Source organism: uncultured Winogradskyella sp., from assembly GCF_947498345.1.
Lineage (GTDB): Bacteria > Bacteroidota > Bacteroidia > Flavobacteriales > Flavobacteriaceae > Winogradskyella.
The window spans coordinates 13,285-32,067 of the sequence record NZ_CANMJY010000008.1; the positions used below are offsets into that span (position 1 = coordinate 13,285).

Annotated in this window: 16 protein-coding genes; 8 read left to right on the forward strand and 8 right to left on the reverse strand. The window is 32.9% G+C overall.

The window, feature by feature from the left end:
- Window positions 1-41 precede the first annotated feature (41 nt).
- The 3 genes from Q0912_RS11410 to Q0912_RS11420 all read right to left on the reverse strand — a co-directional run bounded on the left by Q0912_RS11410 (window position 42) and on the right by Q0912_RS11420 (window position 2,828).
- Window positions 42-653, reverse strand: coding sequence for a hypothetical protein (locus tag Q0912_RS11410; protein ID WP_299115153.1), 612 nt, complete (start codon window positions 651-653; stop codon window positions 42-44).
- 71 nt (window positions 654-724) lie between these two features.
- Window positions 725-1,651: a malate dehydrogenase gene (gene mdh / locus Q0912_RS11415; protein ID WP_299115155.1), complete on the reverse strand. Its 927-nt coding sequence runs from the start codon at window positions 1,649-1,651 to the stop codon at window positions 725-727.
- 130 nt (window positions 1,652-1,781) lie between these two features.
- The gene (locus tag Q0912_RS11420; RefSeq protein WP_299115157.1) at window positions 1,782-2,828 is read right to left on the reverse strand and encodes a DUF6588 family protein; all 1,047 of its coding nucleotides are present in this window, start codon (window positions 2,826-2,828) and stop codon (window positions 1,782-1,784) included.
- Between the two features lie 167 nt (window positions 2,829-2,995).
- Here Q0912_RS11420 and Q0912_RS11425 point away from each other — a divergent pair, with 167 nt between their 5' ends.
- Entirely contained in the window at window positions 2,996-3,454 is a 459-nt protein-coding gene (locus Q0912_RS11425; RefSeq protein ID WP_299115160.1) for a GAF domain-containing protein, read from the forward strand.
- A 3-nt stretch (window positions 3,455-3,457) separates the two neighbouring features.
- Here the strand turns inward: Q0912_RS11425 and Q0912_RS11430 are convergent, their stop codons facing one another.
- The gene (locus Q0912_RS11430; protein WP_299115162.1) at window positions 3,458-4,714 is read right to left on the reverse strand and encodes an ABC transporter permease; all 1,257 of its coding nucleotides are present in this window, start codon (window positions 4,712-4,714) and stop codon (window positions 3,458-3,460) included.
- A gap of 142 nt (window positions 4,715-4,856) precedes the next feature.
- On the opposite strand from Q0912_RS11430, the gene purH reads away from it, so the two are divergent.
- The 6 genes from purH (at window position 4,857) to rodA (ending at window position 12,137) form a co-directional block, all read left to right on the forward strand.
- A complete protein-coding gene (gene purH, locus Q0912_RS11435) occupies window positions 4,857-6,386 on the forward strand; it encodes a bifunctional phosphoribosylaminoimidazolecarboxamide formyltransferase/IMP cyclohydrolase (RefSeq protein ID WP_299115164.1) in 1,530 nt (509 codons plus the stop codon).
- Window positions 6,387-6,556: 170 nt separating this feature from the next.
- A complete protein-coding gene (locus Q0912_RS11440; protein WP_218546887.1) occupies window positions 6,557-7,585 on the forward strand; it encodes a rod shape-determining protein in 1,029 nt (342 codons plus the stop codon).
- A gap of 10 nt (window positions 7,586-7,595) precedes the next feature.
- On the forward strand, window positions 7,596-8,417 hold the full coding sequence (gene mreC / locus Q0912_RS11445) for a rod shape-determining protein MreC (protein ID WP_299115169.1): 822 nt from the start codon (window positions 7,596-7,598) through the stop codon (window positions 8,415-8,417).
- Window positions 8,410-8,916: a rod shape-determining protein MreD gene (gene mreD / locus Q0912_RS11450; protein ID WP_299115171.1), complete on the forward strand. Its 507-nt coding sequence runs from the start codon at window positions 8,410-8,412 to the stop codon at window positions 8,914-8,916. Before mreC ends, mreD begins: the two co-directional genes overlap by 8 nt.
- Window positions 8,913-10,853 carry a penicillin-binding protein 2 gene (gene mrdA, locus Q0912_RS11455; RefSeq protein WP_299115173.1) on the forward strand — a complete coding sequence of 647 codons (1,941 nt, stop codon included), beginning with the start codon at window positions 8,913-8,915 and terminating at the stop codon, window positions 10,851-10,853. The genes mreD and mrdA overlap by 4 nt, the downstream gene beginning before the upstream one ends.
- A gap of 3 nt (window positions 10,854-10,856) precedes the next feature.
- Window positions 10,857-12,137 (forward strand): rod shape-determining protein RodA, encoded by a 1,281-nt coding sequence (gene rodA / locus Q0912_RS11460; RefSeq protein ID WP_299115175.1) that lies wholly within the window; start codon window positions 10,857-10,859, stop codon window positions 12,135-12,137.
- Window positions 12,138-12,195: 58 nt separating this feature from the next.
- Here rodA and Q0912_RS17500 read toward each other — a convergent pair whose 3' ends face one another.
- The 3 genes from Q0912_RS17500 to Q0912_RS11470 form a co-directional block, all read right to left on the reverse strand.
- Window positions 12,196-12,408 (reverse strand): PLDc N-terminal domain-containing protein, encoded by a 213-nt coding sequence (locus Q0912_RS17500; RefSeq protein ID WP_366125133.1) that lies wholly within the window; start codon window positions 12,406-12,408, stop codon window positions 12,196-12,198.
- A gap of 91 nt (window positions 12,409-12,499) precedes the next feature.
- Complete coding sequence (locus Q0912_RS11465; protein WP_299115177.1) at window positions 12,500-13,936, reverse strand: NADP-dependent isocitrate dehydrogenase; 1,437 nt, start codon at window positions 13,934-13,936, stop codon at window positions 12,500-12,502.
- A 178-nt stretch (window positions 13,937-14,114) separates the two neighbouring features.
- Window positions 14,115-16,748: a valine--tRNA ligase gene (locus Q0912_RS11470; RefSeq protein WP_299115179.1), complete on the reverse strand. Its 2,634-nt coding sequence runs from the start codon at window positions 16,746-16,748 to the stop codon at window positions 14,115-14,117.
- 187 nt (window positions 16,749-16,935) lie between these two features.
- Here Q0912_RS11470 and Q0912_RS11475 point away from each other — a divergent pair, with 187 nt between their 5' ends.
- Window positions 16,936-17,352 (forward strand): DUF1573 domain-containing protein, encoded by a 417-nt coding sequence (locus Q0912_RS11475; protein WP_299115181.1) that lies wholly within the window; start codon window positions 16,936-16,938, stop codon window positions 17,350-17,352.
- Between the two features lie 27 nt (window positions 17,353-17,379).
- On the opposite strand, the gene Q0912_RS11480 is transcribed toward Q0912_RS11475, so the two are convergent.
- Window positions 17,380-18,741: an aspartyl protease family protein gene (locus tag Q0912_RS11480; RefSeq protein WP_299115183.1), complete on the reverse strand. Its 1,362-nt coding sequence runs from the start codon at window positions 18,739-18,741 to the stop codon at window positions 17,380-17,382.
- Window positions 18,742-18,783 lie beyond the last annotated feature (42 nt).

The following is an 18,783-nucleotide window of genomic DNA, read 5'->3' on the forward strand; positions in this document are numbered from 1 at the left end:
CTATTTTGAAAAAAGGGAGTTATTTAATGATTAAGTCTCCCTTAAACATTAGGACCTGCTCTAACCTCTGGTATCTTATAAGACCCATTGTCAATTACTAAAGCAATATTATGGCTATACTTAACACGGACTTTAATAAGATGGTCTAATGTCCTTAATTTGAATTGAGTATTAGCATTATAATCTTTAAGATTATTAAACCTATCGCTCTTATGGTGTAGCTCTATAGTTTTAACACCTTCAAAATCCCAAGTGTTAGTATTGCTATTATTGATCTCAGAAATATTGAGTTCGTAGTCTTTTGTGTGTTTTTGCTCCAGAGGATTATTAGGATAGTCCCTATTAACATTATAGGCAAGCTCAAAATCTTTACCATCAGACAGAACATCTTTGATATGCTGAATATCTGTTTCGCTATAGTAAGTAATTTTAAGTTGTCCTTTTTGATTCTGACCAACTTGAATGTCCTTAACTCCTATAGTTTTGAGCTTTAACTGAATGGCTTCAATAGCCTCTTGAGATTCACTTTTAGTAATTTGTAAATCTGAAAACTGTACAACAATTTGTTGGTTGTGTACAACTGAAGATTCTAAGTACCTCCCTAAAAAGGTCATTAGAATAATTAAAATACCAAAATGCAGTTTGGTTTTCATGCGGCAAATATAGAAAAAATAAAGACCACATCTCTGCAGTCTTTAAATCATTATATATGTAAGCTTAAATTTTACAATTCTAAAAGTCCGTTGGTTTTTTTAACACCCTCAGCACTTTCAGCCATGTGTGCTTTTTCAGCGTCACTTAATGGCACATCAATGATTTTTTCAATACCATTTCTGCCTAAAATTACAGGTACACCAATACAAAGGTCGCTTAATCCGTATTCTCCATCTAACAATGTAGAGCATGGGAACATTTTCTTTTGATCACAAGCAATAGCTTGTACCAATCCACTTACTGCAGCACCTGGAGCATACCAAGCAGAAGTTCCTAATAACTTGGTTAAGGTCGCACCACCAACTTTAGTATCTTCTTTTACTTGATTTAGTCTATCCTCGGATAAAAACTCAGATACTTTAATACTGTTTCTGGTCGCATGCGATGTTAATGGCACCATACCTTTGTCACTATGTCCTCCTATTACCATTCCGTCTACATCACTTATCGGAGCTTCTAAAGCTTCAGCTAATCTATATTTAAAACGTGCTGAGTCTAAAGCTCCTCCCATTCCTATAATCTTATGCTTTGGTAGATCTGTAGTTTTATGAGCCAAATAGGTCATCGTATCCATAGGGTTACTTACTACGATAAGAATTGTATTAGGAGAATGTTCTACTAAACTAGAAGAAACCGTTTTTACAATACCAGCATTGATACCAATTAATTCTTCACGTGTCATACCAGGCTTACGTGGAATACCAGAAGTAATTACACAAATATCACTGTTAGCAGTTTTTGAATAGTCGTTTGTGCTTCCTGTTATTTTTGTGTCAAAACCATTTAAAGATGCGGTTTGCATTAAGTCCATTGCTTTACCTTCTGCATAGCCTTCTTTTATATCTAACAAAACCACTTCTGAAGCAAAATTTTTAATGGCAATATATTCTGCACAACTTGCGCCAACTGCACCTGCACCAACTACTGTTACTTTCATTTTTTATAATTTTTTAATGTGAAACTTAGTATTTTAAAACGATTGCAAAATTACAAATAAAATTACTGTAAATGAAGAAAGCACAGGATTTACTCCTGTGCTTTCTTAGCAGTATAAAAACATTACCTATTTATCTAAAGCTAAATGCAATTCCTACAGTTGCAGTATTAAATTTTTGAAACGTATAATCACCAAATATTTTAAAAAACCCTAAGTTTAATCTTGTACCGATTGTGCCTCTTATACCATTAGCTTCAAAATCTAAATTAATAGGATTACTAATGGTCTCATCTACTGTTCCTATAACATTTCCATTACTATCCTCAATATCGTAAGTTAAAGTATAGTCTCCTTTCATTTTCGCAGTGGTTTTACCATTATTATATCCTAAACCTCCATAGAATGTTATTATTTTAAAATCTAAGGAAGCTAATGCTTGTATGGTCCATGTATTCATTTTAAACTCTGCCTCACCATTATTTACAGCTACGTCATCTGATGAATCTTCGTCTTTAATTGCATAAGTAACTTTCATATTAGTAAATGCGCCAAGAATAGAAATACTCAAAGGTAACTTATCTAAAGGTCCAAGATATTGTGTTAAATCATGCTGTAAACCAAATCCAATCAGGTTGGCTTCTACATCATCATCAAAGTTTAAATTTGGAACAAAACGAGCTTTTATATCTGTTTTAAATGGTAAACCAAATCCTATTTGAACTGTTGGAGCTGGCACAGCATTTACTGGCAAATCATCGGTTATTCCGCCCGGCATATCAAAACTTGCGACTTTAAACGTACCATCTCCGACTGGGACAGAGACATCTACGGTTGTTTCTCTATCATTTTCACTCATAACTGTTTGCAATCTTGTCTCACCATTAGGTAATGACAAAAAAGAATAATCACTTGGCACAAAAGCAAAGGTTTGAGAATCATCTGGTACAAAAGATCCATTAAATCCTATAGTAAGATCGAATCCAAATTTTTTATGGACTTTAGCCGTTGTTGCCCAACCACCATTCATACTATACATTAACCCCTCCATTGCTGGACTGAGATAGTTCTCAGTTAATAAACTTGCATCATCTGAGGCTAATAAAATTGTTTCGAGCTCTTGCGCATTAACTATCTGAAAACTAGAAATAGTAAAAATTACAATTATTAAATTTTTCATCATGTAAAGGGTTAAGATTTAATATAAAACTAAGAAAAATATTTTAAAAAATGCACTTTATCGATTTTTATTGTATTTAAACGACACTCCAATAGTGTTGATTTTTAATAAATCTTAATACATTAATACTATCAATTCTATAACTTTGCAGAAAGATTAATTGCATAATGAACTTAGAAGAATTAAAACCTATAATAAAGTCAATAACGGCTAAAAACAACTTCACTTTCCATGAACGTTTAATGCAGATTTGCGAACTTTTAGAATCCAATGTTCTTTATTATAATTGGGTTGGTTTCTATTTTAAAAATGGGAATAAAAATGAACTAAAACTTGGACCCTATGTTGGTGAACCTACCGATCATATTATCATTCCTTTCGGAAAGGGCATTTGTGGGCAAGTAGCAGTTAGTAATGAAAATTTTGTAGTACCAGATGTATCAGCTCAAGATAACTATATAGCCTGTAGTATAACGGTTAAAGCCGAAATAGTGATACCTATATTTATCAATGGTAAAAATATTGGCCAAATAGATATTGATTCTAACACACCAGATCCTTTTACGGAGGCTGATGAGCAATTTTTAGAGTTCGTATGCTTAGAAGTTGCAGCTATGCTTTCGTAAATTTCACATACCTGTTCGTATGGCTTCTACAGGATCTAATTTAGATGCTGAAATTGCAGGTATAAGTCCAGAAATTAAACCAATAAAGGTTGAAAGCGCAAAGCCTAAAAACATATTACCGAAAGAGAGTACAAAATTAAAATCATCACCAACAACTCCGTTCATAACCTTGGCAATTATATATACAAATAGTAAACCAAATAAACCACCAACAATAGCTAAAATAACTGCTTCGAATAAAAATTGAAACAATATAAATCTATTTTTAGCACCCAGCGACTTTTGTATGCCAATAAGATTAGTCCGTTCTTTTACACTAACAAACATAATATTAGCAATACCAAAACCACCTACAAGAAGTGAAAATCCACTAATTGCCCAACCAATACCATTTAGTACACTGATAATTCCGTCAATAGCATCTTTTAATCCTGAGATCACGCTAATAAAAAAGGTATTTATTTCATCTGGTTTAAGACCTCTTTTGCCTCTAAGAATTTGAACAACTTCGGCTTTTAATCCTTCTATATCTGCATCTTCTTCAGGCTTTATAATAACTACGTTTATAATATTGGGATTGTTATCACCAAAACGGTTTCTAACATAATTTGCTGGTAAAAAAATAGACACGTCATTACTGTCACCAAAAAGCCCTGACCCTTCTTTTTTAACCACACCTATCACAGTAAATTTCTGACCATAAATTCTCACTTTCTTTCCAATTGGCTCTAAGTCACCAAACAAAGATTTAGCAATAGATGAACCAATAACCACTACAGCTTTTCCAGAATTAGACTCAGATTCATTATAGAATCTTCCTTTTTCAAACTCTAACACCTGAATATCAGTAAACTCATGTGAAACGACTACAGTATTAACACTGCTTACCAACTCGGCTTCATATCTAATATTTTCGCGCCTAACAAATAACTGAAAAGCGACATGTTTAGCATCAGAAAGCGTGGATTTTAAATGTTTATATTCATTATAGGATATATCTTCGAATTGCTCACGTTTCCACCTTGGCACATCAGTTGGGGCAAAAGATAGTCGGGAAAGGTACATGGTATTACTGTCTAAGCTTGATAAACTTTCTTTAATATTCCTATCTAAAGAATCTACAGCAGCCAAAACAGCAATGATAGAAAATATACCAACCGTTACTCCTAATAAGGATAGAAAGGTACGAAGTTTATTTTTTCTCAGTGCATTTAAGGCAAACGAAAAGCTCTCCTTGAGTACTCTTAAATAAATTAGCATTGGCTGGTACTATAAAATTAATTTAAAGATAAGACGTTTTCAACAATTTATTGTTACAAAAAACTTAAAGAAACTAAAGTTATCAAGGAAATAATCCTAATGAATATTTTATTTTTGCACCTTAAAATCACAACACAATATTATGAGCACCAAAACCATATCATCAGCCTTAATTTCAGTTTTTAGTAAGGATGGATTAGCACCAATTGTAAAAAAGCTTAATGATCTCAACGTTACCATTTATTCTACAGGCGGTACAGAAAAATTCATCAAAAATTTAGGTATTGATGTTGTACCAGTTGAAGACGTTACATCTTACCCTTCAATTCTGGGTGGACGTGTTAAAACATTGCATCCAAAAGTATTTGGAGGTATTTTAAATCGTCAAAATCATGATGGTGATATTGCTGAGTTGGCTGAGTTTGAAATCCCTCAAATCGATTTAGTAATTGTTGACCTCTACCCTTTTGAAAAAACCGTAGCTTCGGATGCTGATCATCAAGACATAATAGAGAAAATTGATATTGGTGGTATTTCGCTAATTAGAGCAGCAGCAAAAAATTATAGTGATGTTACATGTGTGTCTTCTGTAGTTGATTATACCGAATTCTTGGATTTGCTAGAAACTAAAAATGGAGAAACAACCGAAGACGATAGAAAACGTTTTGCCGCTAAAGCTTTTAATGTTTCTTCGCATTACGACACAGCAATCTTTAATTATTTCAATAAAAATCATGAAGAAGCAGCTCTAAAGATAAGTGAGATTAATGGTAAAGTGTTACGCTATGGTGAAAATCCACATCAAAAAGGATTTTTCTTTGGCGATTTTGACGCTATGTTTACAAAACTTCATGGTAAAGAATTAAGTTACAATAATTTACTCGATGTAGATGCGGCCGTAAATTTAATTTCAGAATTTAAAGGTGAAGATCCAACATTCGCTATTTTAAAGCATAACAATGCTTGTGGTTTTGCACAACGCGGTACAGTTTATCAGGCCTATATAGATGCCTTAGCAGGTGATCCGATTTCTGCTTTTGGTGGTATTTTAATTTCTAATACAGAGATTGATAAAGTTACCGCCGAAGAAATCCATAAGTTATTCTGTGAGGTAGTTATTGCTCCTTCATTTAGTGATGAAGCCGTGGAGATTTTAAAAGGTAAGAAAAATAGAATCCTTTTAATTTTAAATGATATAGAATTACCAAGAACTACTGTAAGAACATGCTTAAATGGCGCTCTGGTTCAAGAACGTGATGCTAAAACAGATAATCTAGACGACCTAAAAACAGTTACAAATACATCACCATCGCAAAGTGAATTAGAAGATTTAATCTTTGCTTCTAAATTGTGTAAGCATACCAAATCTAATACTATAGTTTTAGCAAAAAACAAGCAATTATGCGCAAGCGGAACAGGGCAAACAAGCCGTGTTGATGCATTAAATCAAGCTATACATAAAGCAAAATCATTTAGCTTTAACTTAGACGGAGCCGTTATGGCGAGTGATGCATTCTTTCCTTTTCCGGATTGTGTTGAAATCGCAGATAAGGCAGGTATTAAAGCAGTTATTCAGCCTGGTGGCTCAATAAAAGATGAATTAAGTATTAATTATTGTAATGCTAATGATGTTGCAATGGTATTTACAGGAACGCGTCATTTTAAACATTAAATTTCCTTTATAAAAAGGAATCTGACGTAAAAATTTTATAGAGTTGAAACCAACTTTATAAAAAAGATATAAGAAAACATCTATAACCGCATAAATAACGTATAATTTATTACATTTACGCTTAGTCATAAAAATTGACAAGAATAACCCAAATAATATTAGAATAGCACATGGGATTTTTTGATTTCCTAACAGAAGAAATAGCCATAGATTTAGGAACCGCAAACACCTTAATTATACATAACGATAAAGTAGTTGTTGACAACCCTTCTATAGTAGCCAGAGACCGCATAAGTGGAAAAATCATAGCCGTAGGCAAAGAAGCCAATATGATGCAAGGTAAAACGCACGAAAATATAAAAACCATTCGTCCACTAAAAGATGGTGTTATCGCAGATTTCGATGCTTCGGAACAAATGATTAGTTTGTTCATTAAAAATATTCCTGCATTGAAAAAGAAATTTTTCAATCCGGCATTAAGAATGGTGGTTTGTATTCCTTCAGGAATTACAGAAGTAGAAATGCGTGCTGTAAAAGAATCTTGCGAACGTGTTAATGGTAAAGAGGTATACCTCATCCATGAGCCCATGGCAGCGGCAATTGGTATTGGTGTTGACATAATGCAACCTAAAGGAAATATGATTGTAGATATCGGTGGTGGAACCACTGAAATTGCAGTTATTGCCCTTGGCGGAATTGTTTGTGATAAATCTGTAAAAGTTGCTGGTGATGTGTTTACTAATGACATCATTTATTATATGCGTACACAACATAATTTATATGTTGGAGACCGAACTGCTGAAAAAATTAAAATACAAATAGGTGCTGCTACCGAAGATTTAGAATTGCCCCCAGAAGATATGAGTGTTCAAGGGCGTGATTTATTAACTGGTAAGCCTAAACAAGTTCAGATTTCTTATCGTGAAATTGCTAAAGCATTAGATAAGTCTATACTTCGTATTGAAGACTCTGTTATGGAGACTTTATCTCAAACTCCTCCAGAATTAGCTGCAGATATATACAATACTGGTATTTATCTTGCAGGTGGTGGGTCAATGCTAAGAGGATTAGACAAGCGTTTATCGCAAAAAACCGATTTACCAGTTTACATTGCCGAAGATCCACTAAGAGCTGTAGTTAGAGGTACAGGAATTGTACTTAAAAACTTACCAAAATATAAAAGCGTATTGATTAAATAAAGCGTAAATAATGCAACAAATTTTCAATTTTGTTATAAAGAACAAAACGTTTCTGTTGTTTTTATTGCTTTTTAGTATTGCTCTTACCTTAACTATACAGTCTCATTCTTACCATCGAAGTAAATTCATAAACTCTGCCAACACACTTACAGGAGGTGTTTATGGTACGGTAAATTCTATAAGCAAATATTTTGATCTAGAGCGCAAAAATGATATTCTCTTAGAGGAAAACAAACGCTTAAGAGCACAACTTTTTAACTCTAAAAACAAATTAGATTCCTCATATATAGACTCAACATTTTCTAAGGGACAATACAAGGTCATTAATGCCAAAGTCTATAAAAACAGTTATTCATTAACTCACAACTATCTTACCATAAATAGAGGTGAAAAAGATAGTATAAAGCAAGATTTTGGAGTTATTACATCAAAAGGAATAGTTGGGATTATTGATCAAACTTCTTCTGGTTATGCTACTGTGCTCTCTATTTTAAATAAAAAAAGTAGAATAAATGCAATGCTAAAAACAACTGATCATATTGGCTCTTTAAAATGGAATAGCGCCTCGCCTTTTTATGTTCAACTTGAAGATGTATCAAAATTCGCTCCAGTAAGAGTTGGTGACACCATAATTACAGGAGGGCAATCTGCAATTTTCCCAAAAGGTATTGGTATTGGCGTAATTGAAAGTTTCGAAACTGATATCGGAGGTGACACATATACCATAGAAGTTAAATTGTTTAATGACATGACCAATATAGGATCAGTCTATATTCTCGAAAATCTTGACCGAAATGAAGTAAAAACACTTGAAAGCTTAAGTAATGAATAGTGTTGTTATATCAAATAGTATCCGGTTTATAGTTTTGCTTTTGGCACAAGTTATTATTTGTAACAACATCAATTTTCTTGGTTACATTAATCCATATATATACATCATTTTTATCTTTTTGTTTCCCATTAGAGATAATAGACTTGTACTATTATTAGTAAGTTTTTTATTGGGTATGTTAATAGATATGTTTTCTGATTCTGGCGGAGTACACGCAGCTGCTTCAGTATGCTTAGCCTACGCTCGTCCAGTGTTACTAAAGGCTTCATTTGGTATGTTATACGAACATCAAAGTATAAAGTTTAGCAATACCGATTTAGGTAGCCTAATCACTTATGTTAGCTTTGGCACATTGATACATCATTTTATACTGTTTTCGTTAGAAATTTTTAACGTCTCTAACATACTTTTAATTATTAAGAAGACGTTATTCTCTAGTATTTTTACTGTAATACTCTGTGTACTTATTATCATTTTATTTAGTCGAAAAAAGAAATGAGAAAACTATTACTCTTAACTACTGTTATTCTTGTCGGCCTTGTATTTATAGCACGTTTGTTTTATCTTCAAGTCTATGGTGGTTACGAATATGATATTTTTGAAGACAGCGCCATTAAAAAGGAGTACAATTATCCCAAACGAGGCTACGTCTATGATAGAAATGGAAAGCTTTTAGTGGCTAACCAACCTTCATATGATGTTATGGTGATTCCTAGAGATGTTGAGTTCATGGACTCTATAAAACTCAATGAATTTTGCAAGCTATTAAAAATCACCAAAGAGACGTATTACAAAAGGCTAGAAAAAGCTTCAAATTACTCGCCAAGATTGTCTTCACCATTTGTTCAACAATTATCTAAAAATGATTATGCCGTTCTACAAGAAAAAATGCGAAAGTATACTGGTTTTTATATTCAAAAAAGATCATTACGTTTTTACCAGACCACTATAGGCGCTAATGTTTTAGGAGACATTGGAGAGGTAAATCGTAATATTATTGCTAAAAAACCCTATTATAAGTTAGGTGATTTAATAGGTAAACAAGGTATTGAAAAAACCTATGAAAATATATTAAGAGGAATTAAAGGTATAAAGTTTATACAAAAAGATCGTTTTAATAAAAATATTGGACCCTACAAAAATGGAATTTTTGACACATTACCAAAACCTGGAAAAGACATTACCATAACAATAGACGCTGAGCTTCAAGCTTATGGTGAGCTATTAATGACTAATAAGCGAGGTGGTATTGTAGCTATTGAACCTAGCTCTGGTGAAATTTTAGCTATGGTTTCCGGGCCATCTTATAACCCAAACTTATTGGTAGGTAGAGAACGTTCCAAAAATTTTAATATACTCTACAAAGATAGTATAGCAAAACCATTATTTGATAGAGGTTTGCAAGCTATGTACCCTCCAGGATCCCCTTTTAAAACCCTAAATGCTTTGGTCGCTTTACAAGAAGGAGTAGTGACTACCGAAGAGCGTTTTAGCTGCGCTATGGGATACCGTTATGGCAACAGAAAAATGGGATGTCATGCGCATAGAAGTCCTGCTAATATGAATATAGGCATCTATGAATCATGCAATGCTTATTTTGCAAATGTTTATCGAAGAATTATTGACAAATATGATTCTCCTGCAGAGGGTATGGATAATTGGAGCAAACATATAAAAAGTTTTGGCCTAGGTAATTACCTTAATAACGATTTATCCGTTGGACAACCTGGTAAAGTACCTACAGCTTCAACATACAATCGTGGTTATGGTAAAAACAGATGGTACACTACTTTTACTATTTCTAATGCTATAGGTCAAGGTGAAGTATTAGCTACACCTATACAACTAGCAAATATGGCTGCAGCTATTGGTAATCGTGGTCATTATTACACACCACATATCATTAAAGAAATTGAAGGTGATACAATTCCATCAAAATTCACAACACCTAAATATACCACTATAGATAAGCGTCATTTTGAACCTGTTGTGCAAGGTATGTTTGATGTTTATAATAAAGGAACAGCAGATATGTTGCAAGTTAAAGGTATTGAGATATGTGGCAAAACAGGAACTGCTGAAAATTTTGCCATTATTGATAGTGTTAAAACCCAACTAACCGACCACTCAATTTTCGTAGCATTTGCTCCAAAAGATAATCCCAAAATTGCCTTGGCTGTTTTTGTAGAGAATGGTTATTTTGGAAGCCGATTTGCAGGTCGAATGGCAAGTTTAATGATTGAGTATTATCTAAGAGGTGAAATTACAAGAAAGGATATGGAAAATTTTGTGCTCCGTTATTCTCTAGAACACGAGTACCAAAAACCTTTTTCTAACGAACCCTTTGGAATCAATAGACAAACGACTCTTGAAGCTATTGATGAAAAAGAGTTTCAAAAACTATTACAACTTAAAGCTGAAATCCCTAAGTCGTAATCTATGTTAAGAGAAAACCAAAGACGTTTTAAATTTGACTGGATTACTATTATCCTCTTTTTGTTATTAATAGGTTTTGGTTATCTTAATATTCTCTCTGCTTCTCATGTTGGTGATGTTACCAGTTACTTTGACACTTCTCAACTTTATGGCAAGCAACTTATTTTTATAGGTTTAACTCTTATCTTAATTATTCTCATACTTTCTTTTGAAGCTAAGTTCTATGAGAGATTTGCTAGTATTATATATATAGTTGCAATTTTAGCATTATTGGGTTTATTTCTTTTTGGTAAAGATGTCAATGGCGCACGCTCATGGTATGGGATTGGTAGTATGACAATACAACCTAGTGAGTTTGCAAAATTTGCTACAGCATTGGCAGTAGCAAAATATATAAGTGATTTGCAAACCAATATGCAAACTCTAAAAGATCAAATTCGTGTTGCAGCAATAATATTTATTCCGGCATTACTTATATTACTTCAAAATGATGCTGGTAGTACAATGGTGTATCTAGCTTTTTTCTTTGTATTCTATCGAGAAGGTTTGCAGCAAATTTATCTTATTGTGGCACTTTCATTAATAGTTTTAGCGGTACTATCTTTAAAATACGGTATAGCTATTACAGCGATAGTTGTCACTTTAGTTTTGGCAATACGCTACTTCTTTAGAAAAAAGAAGCGAGCATCAATCCCTCAATATATATTGGTTTTGCTATTGGCTGTTAGCTTTTCTTATGGTGTGAAATTGTTTTATCAACATGGGTTAAAAACACATCAACAAAACAGAATTACCATATTTTTAAGGCTAGAAAAAGATCCTGTTAAGTTAGAACAAATGCGAAAAAGAGAAGCTTATAATCTAATTCAATCTGAACAAGCAATTAGCTCTGGGGGGTTAACAGGCAAAGGCTTCCTACAAGGTACAAGAACAACAGGGAAATTTGTTCCAGAGCAAGAAACAGATTACATTTTTAGTACTGTTGGTGAAGAATGGGGTTTTTTGGGTAGTAGTACTGTTATTATTCTATTCGTTCTTTTGATTATACGAATTCTTTATCTGGCTGAAGCTCAAAAATCACAGTTTAGTCGCGTTTATGGTTATGGTGTGGCTTCTATACTATTTATCCATTTCACTGTGAATATTGGCATGGTTATGGGGCTAATTCCAACAGTGGGTATACCACTACCCTTCTTTAGTTATGGTGGTTCTGGACTTTGGGGATTTACCATTTTACTCTTCATCTTTATAAAACTAGATAGCAATAAAATTAACGAGTGGTAAATAAAAAAAGACTGCCTTTAAAAACAGTCTTTTATTATGACATGTATCATTACCGCTACTAATCAATATATGTCATATTATTTGTTTTAAATGTAATGGACATTATATAAAAAAAGACACCAAGCACAGGTAAAAACAATAACAATACTAACCAAACTATTTTACTCTTAATTTTCCTCTGTGACTTAAGCACAACAATACACAGAAGCAGAATAATTAGTATGTAACAACCTATGAAAAAATTTACCAATTCTGTATCTACCAATGTCATGGTGTCTTTATATTTTAACTTACATCCCTAGACCTTACATTACTAACTTTCTATTTTAGTCCTGGAATGTAAGTTCTTTGAAAACTTTTACTTACTGTCCTTGTCCTAATGAGTAACCCCTTACACCATCGAACGTGTATAAGTTTTCTGTTTTTATCGCATCTATATCGTGCTCCATAGCTGCTTGTAAAACTTCTACTATTTTTCTTTTTGACAATTCTTTCCCATCCTTAGTACTATATCTACATCTCCAATGATCTGTACAAAACGTTTCTTCAAATCCATTTGGCCATACCTTAATACCCCTGTTAGTAATCATTGACAATTCTAATTCATCATTGTTTAGCTTCTTTAATTGTTCTGCAAGAATATTAGCATCATAACCATTCCAGTCTACAAATAAATCTACCCCTACTGCTTTTTTATCTTTAGATGGTTTTCTCTGGTATTTTGGTAATATTAATGGCGTACTATCTTCAAAATGAACTTCTGGCAACTGCTTTGGTTTATTGCCCAAATTAGCTATAACTGCTTCTGCAAATTCTTTTGTACCTACAGGTTTTGTACTCATTACAGAATCATAAATATCGTTGGTATGTATACCATCTTCAATTGTTCTTAACCACGCGTTCTGTATTTTTTCTGCAACTTTACTTTGCCCAACATGATTCAACATCATAACAGCTCCATTAATTAAACCAGATGGGTTAGCTACATTTTTACCGGCTATATCTGGTGCAGAGCCATGAATAGCTTCAAACATAGCACATTCTTGACCTATGTTTGCTGAACCTGCTAAACCTACAGAACCTGTAATCTGAGCAGCTATATCAGACACTACATCACCGTATAAATTTGGCATAACTATGACATCAAAATCTTCTGGAGAATCTGCTAATAATGCAGAGCCAATATCTACAATCCAATGTTCATTTATAATATCTGGATATTGCGAAGCTACCTCATCGAACACTTTATGAAATAAACCATCTGTCTGCTTCATAATATTATCCTTAGTAAAACATGTGACTTTTTTTCTTCCATACTTTTTAGCATATTCAAAAGCGTATGTCACAATTTTTTCACAACCTGGACGGCTAATCAATTTTAAACATTGGACAACTTCATCTGTTTGTTGATGTTCTATACCTGCATACAAGTCTTCTTCGTTCTCTCTTATGATGACGACATCCATGTCCGGGTGCTTAGTTGTTACGAAGGGGTATAGACTACGACAAGGTCTTACATTAGAATATAACCCTAACGTTTTGCGCATCGTTACATTAAGACTTTTGTACCCTCCTCCTTGAGGTGTTGTAATTGGTGCCTTAAGAAGTATTTTATTTTTTCTTATTGTATCCCATGCATCATCTGAAATCCCAGTAGAATTGCCAGACAAATATACTTTCTCACCTACTTCGATTTCCTCAAAAATTAAATCTGCACCTGCAGCAGAGAGTATATTAAGTGTTGCGTCCATTATTTCTGGACCTATGCCATCACCTTTTGCTAATGATACTTTTATCATGATTGTATGTTGTTTTAATTACACCACAAAGATGATATAGATTTTTCATATATTTTTATATATGTTTTTAATAATATGTATAAATGAAAGTTATCGAAAACGTTTTCGCAATAGAGCTGCTTTAGAAATTTGACGTTCTAAATGAATAAACAGAAAGGAAGTTTTTAAGAAATTTTAACTAATTAAGACTATTTAGGCTTGCTTTAATCGTTTCGATTTTTGCTAAAGCATCTGCTTCTTTTTTCTTTTCCGAAGCTACTACTTGCTCTGGTGCATTGCTTACAAAGCGCTCATTAGCAAGTTTTTTCTGTACAGATCTTAAGAAGCCTTCTGTATAGTTTAACTCTTCTATAAGTTTCTTTACTTCAGCTTCGATATCAATGTTACCTTGCATTGGAATAAAGTATTCGTTTGACTTTACGCGAAATGTCAAAGCACCTTCAATAGGACTATCTACATAATTAAATTTATCAATATTTCCTAGTTTAATGATAGTTTCATCAAAATTACCTGTAGTTTTTTCATTATTAATTATCGATAAATCTATAGTATTTTTGTTAGCAATATTTTTCTGCTTTCTAACATTTCTAACCCCAGAAATGACCTCAGAAGCAAAATCAAACTCTGAAATTATAATATCATTAATTAATCTTTTCTCTGGCCATTGGGATATGATTATAGCTTCTTCTGGTGTTCTATTAGTAATGTATTGCCAAATTTCTTCTGTTAAGAATGGCATAAATGGATGAAGAATCTTTAGATTATTTTCCAGCAATTCAATGGCAGAGCTTAGTGTATTTTTGTCAATTGGTTTTTGATATTCTGGTTTAATCATTTCCAAAAACCATCCACAAAAATCATCATAGATCAACTTGTACATAGTCATAAGAGCATCACTAAGTCTATATTTATTAAAGTGATCTTCAATTTCTAATATGGCCTTTTGAAATTTTGATTCAAACCAATCAATAGCTATTTTATTGGAATTAGGTTGTACAATAGACTCATCTATATCCCAACCTTTAATTAATCTAAATGCATTCCAAACTTTGTTAGCAAACTTTTTACCTTGGTCACATAAATCTTCATCAAACATTAAATCGTTTCCAGCAGCGGAGCTCAGTAATAATCCAACTCTGACACCATCTGCACCATACTCTTCAATCAATTTTAATGCATCAGGTGAATTCCCTAACTGTTTAGACATTTTACGACGTTGCTTATCTCTAACCAACCCAGTAAGATATACATTTTCAAAAGGCTTATCGCTTCTATACTCATAACCTGCAATAATCATTCGTGCTACCCAAAAGAACAAAATATCTGGCCCTGTTACTAAATCATTTGTTGGGTAATAATACTTTATCTCTTCGTTCTCTGGATTTCTTATACCATCAAAAACAGACATTGGCCATAGCCATGAGCTAAACCAAGTATCTAGCGCGTCAGAGTCTTGTGTTAAGTCCGAAGCCTGAAGCTTGGAATTTGAAGTCTTAACTTGTGCTAAAGCTACTGCTTTCTCAATGGATTCTGCAACTACAAAATCCTCCTTCCCATCTCCATAATAATAAGCAGGTATTTGTTGTCCCCAAATTAATTGTCGAGAGATATTCCAATCTCTAATATTTTCCATCCAATGACGGTATGTGTTTTCAAACTTTTTCGGAAACAGTTTCACATCTCCATCTTCTAAAACCGCTTTGATAGCTGGTTTTACTAAATCTTGCATTTTTAGAAACCACTGGTCACTTAAACGTGGTTCTATAATCGCTTTAGTACGTTCAGAGATTCCAACACGATTGTTATAATCTTCTATTTTATTGATATGTCCTAATGATTCTAACTCTTTAACAATAGCTTTACGAGCATTAAAACGATCTTGTCCTTGGTAATGTAACCCATAGCTATTAAGTGTTGCATCTTCATTAAAAATGTCAATAACTTCTAAATTATGTTTATCGCCTAAAACTTTATCATTTTCATCATGAGCAGGTGTTACTTTTAAACAACCCGTACCAAACTCAACATCCACATAATCATCTTCTATTATCGGAATCACGCGATTACAAATTGGCACAATCGCCTTTTTACCCTTTAGATTTTGATGTCTTGGATCATTAGGATTAATGCAAATTGCTGTATCACCCAAAATAGTTTCAGGACGTGTGGTAGCAATAGTTATTATTTCCTCAGAGTCTTCAACTTTATAATTTACGTAATAGAGTTTTCCTTGCTTTTCTATATACTCAACTTCTTCATCAGATAATGTCGTTTTGGCTTCGGGGTCCCAATTTACCATTCTATAACCACGATAAATCAATCCTTTATTGTATAAATCGACGAACACCTTAATTACGGACTCAGACATATCAGCATCCAATGTAAACTTAGTACGATTCCAATCGCAAGAACATCCTAATTTTTTTAATTGTTCTAAAATTACCCCTCCATATTTCTCTGTCCAATCCCAGGCATGATTTAAAAATTCTTCTCTGGTTAGGTCATTTTTATCAATGCCTTGATCTTTTAATTTAGCAACAACTTTAGCTTCTGTCGCTATAGAAGCATGATCTGTACCTGGCACCCAACATGCATTCTTACCCAATAAACGCGATCGACGAATCAATACATCTTGTATTGTATTATTAAGCATATGTCCCATATGTAATACACCTGTTACATTTGGAGGAGGTATAACAATAGTATAAGGCTCTCTTTCATCTGGTATAGAGTGAAAATAGTTGTGCTCCATCCAGTAGTCATACCATTTCTTTTCTACTGACAATGCATTATATTTTGATGGGATTTCCATATTTTGGTATCGTTTTTGCTAAGTAACTGACAAAAGTACTTATATTTCTTTTTTTGAAAAATTATTAGGTGATTAATATGGATATAAAACTCTAAATACTGTTAAATGCAGTGTATTACATCTAATTAATTTTGAGGAGAATTAAAAAGTAAGTAATTTTGATAGTATCAATTTAAAAATTTAAATGATGAAAAATTTAATAGCAATTTTATTTGTAGGACTAATTAGTTTTGGATCTTTTGCTCAGGCAAAGATTGAATTTAAAACTAATGTTATAGATTATGGTACCATAGAAAAAGGTGCTGATGGGGTAAGAACATTTGAGTTTACTAATACTGGTGATGCTCCACTAATAATTTCTAGTGTAAAATCAACTTGTGGTTGTACTGTGCCTAAAAAACCTAAAGGGCCAATTATGCCTGGTGAAACAGGTGAAATAGAAGTAAAATACGACACCAAAAGAGTAAACCCAATAAGAAAAACAATCACTGTTATTTCTAATGCCGATACTCCTACAGTCGCACTAAAAATAAAAGGTTTAGTGATAGACCCAAATAAGACAAGTGTTTTAGAAAAAAAAGAAAAAAGTATGATTGAGCAATAAACACTCTAATCAAAACTAGTCTAATAATCAGCCCTCTGTATGAGGGCTTATTTTTTTAAAGGCATTATCAAGCTTAAATTTAAATGTTTTGTCTTCACCATTTCTTTCTACCCTTAACTTAATACTCTTACCAGTTTTTCCATGAAAAATCTCATTGAGTTCAGGTAGTTTGTAATCATAAGCATACCTCCCATTAATACTTATAAGGATATCACCAACTCTTAGACCAGAAGCAAATGCATTTGATGATGATCTTAATTCAACAATTTTATAGACTGGTTTTAATACCATTATATGCTTTACAGAAAAATCTATTCTTACAGCATTAAAATCTGTGTTAGTTTTTTTGTCATTACTAGGTGACATACTAATTTGCTCTCTTACAAACATGGTTCCATGATGCTCTAATACTACACCACTATTATTGTATGTAAAAGGCTCTTTAAAAAACCTATTCTTTTTTAAGTGTAATTTTTTATTATTATAATCAAAGAAGAGATTAAATCGTTTTAAGATATTACCACCTAAACTTCCACTACGCTCTTTGTAAGCTCTTGCGGCTTGGACATAGTTAGAGTCTGGAAATGCAACGTTAACATCATTAAGATTAAAATCACTTAAGCTAAAACTATTAGCTTTAGACCTGCTACCATAAACAGATCCGCTGAGTCCTTTCCCTAGATAATCCTCAAAAAATAAATCTTTTTTTGGCACAAAACCTTCATTTTTATTTTCAAATAACCATAGTGCATCACCACTACCGGTATCTATAAGTAACTTAACTGGTTTTTCGTCCTCGTTAATGGTAATTTTAGCGTCCAGATATGGCTTATTTCTATAAATACTAACTGGTATGGTTCTCCATTTTTTAGACGATTTCGGTTTAAACGTTTGAGTCTTATGCAACCTAATGTACCTAGACATATAATTAATTTCTACAACAAAATCCTTGAAAACATCATACCCTATAATACCATGGACCAAAACCCCTAGACGTGGAGTAAAATTAATTGACTTATCAAAAACAACATACAGATCCTTATTTACACTTACAGCATTACCAATTTTAAACCTATTGTGGCTAGATTTTATAGCTTTAATACGCCCATCACCACCTAGACCATGTAAATAAAAGGATTTTGTGTTTTTTAAATCAAGTGAGTCTCGTTCATCGAGATTGAAAAGAATAGGCTTACTTACACCACTGTCTAAAACAAAAGATAATGTAACCCCATTAATTTCAACAGGTATAATAATAAGATTGCTTGTAAACTCAAAATCTATTTTATGGCTTACTTCACCTTTGAGAAAAAAACTATCTTGAGCAATCAACAAACTACTGTTAACGGCAAAAAAACATAGAATTAAGTATCTTAAAAGCAATCTCAATGTTGGTTAGTTTTAATTGAATTTACAAATCTTTATCTTATA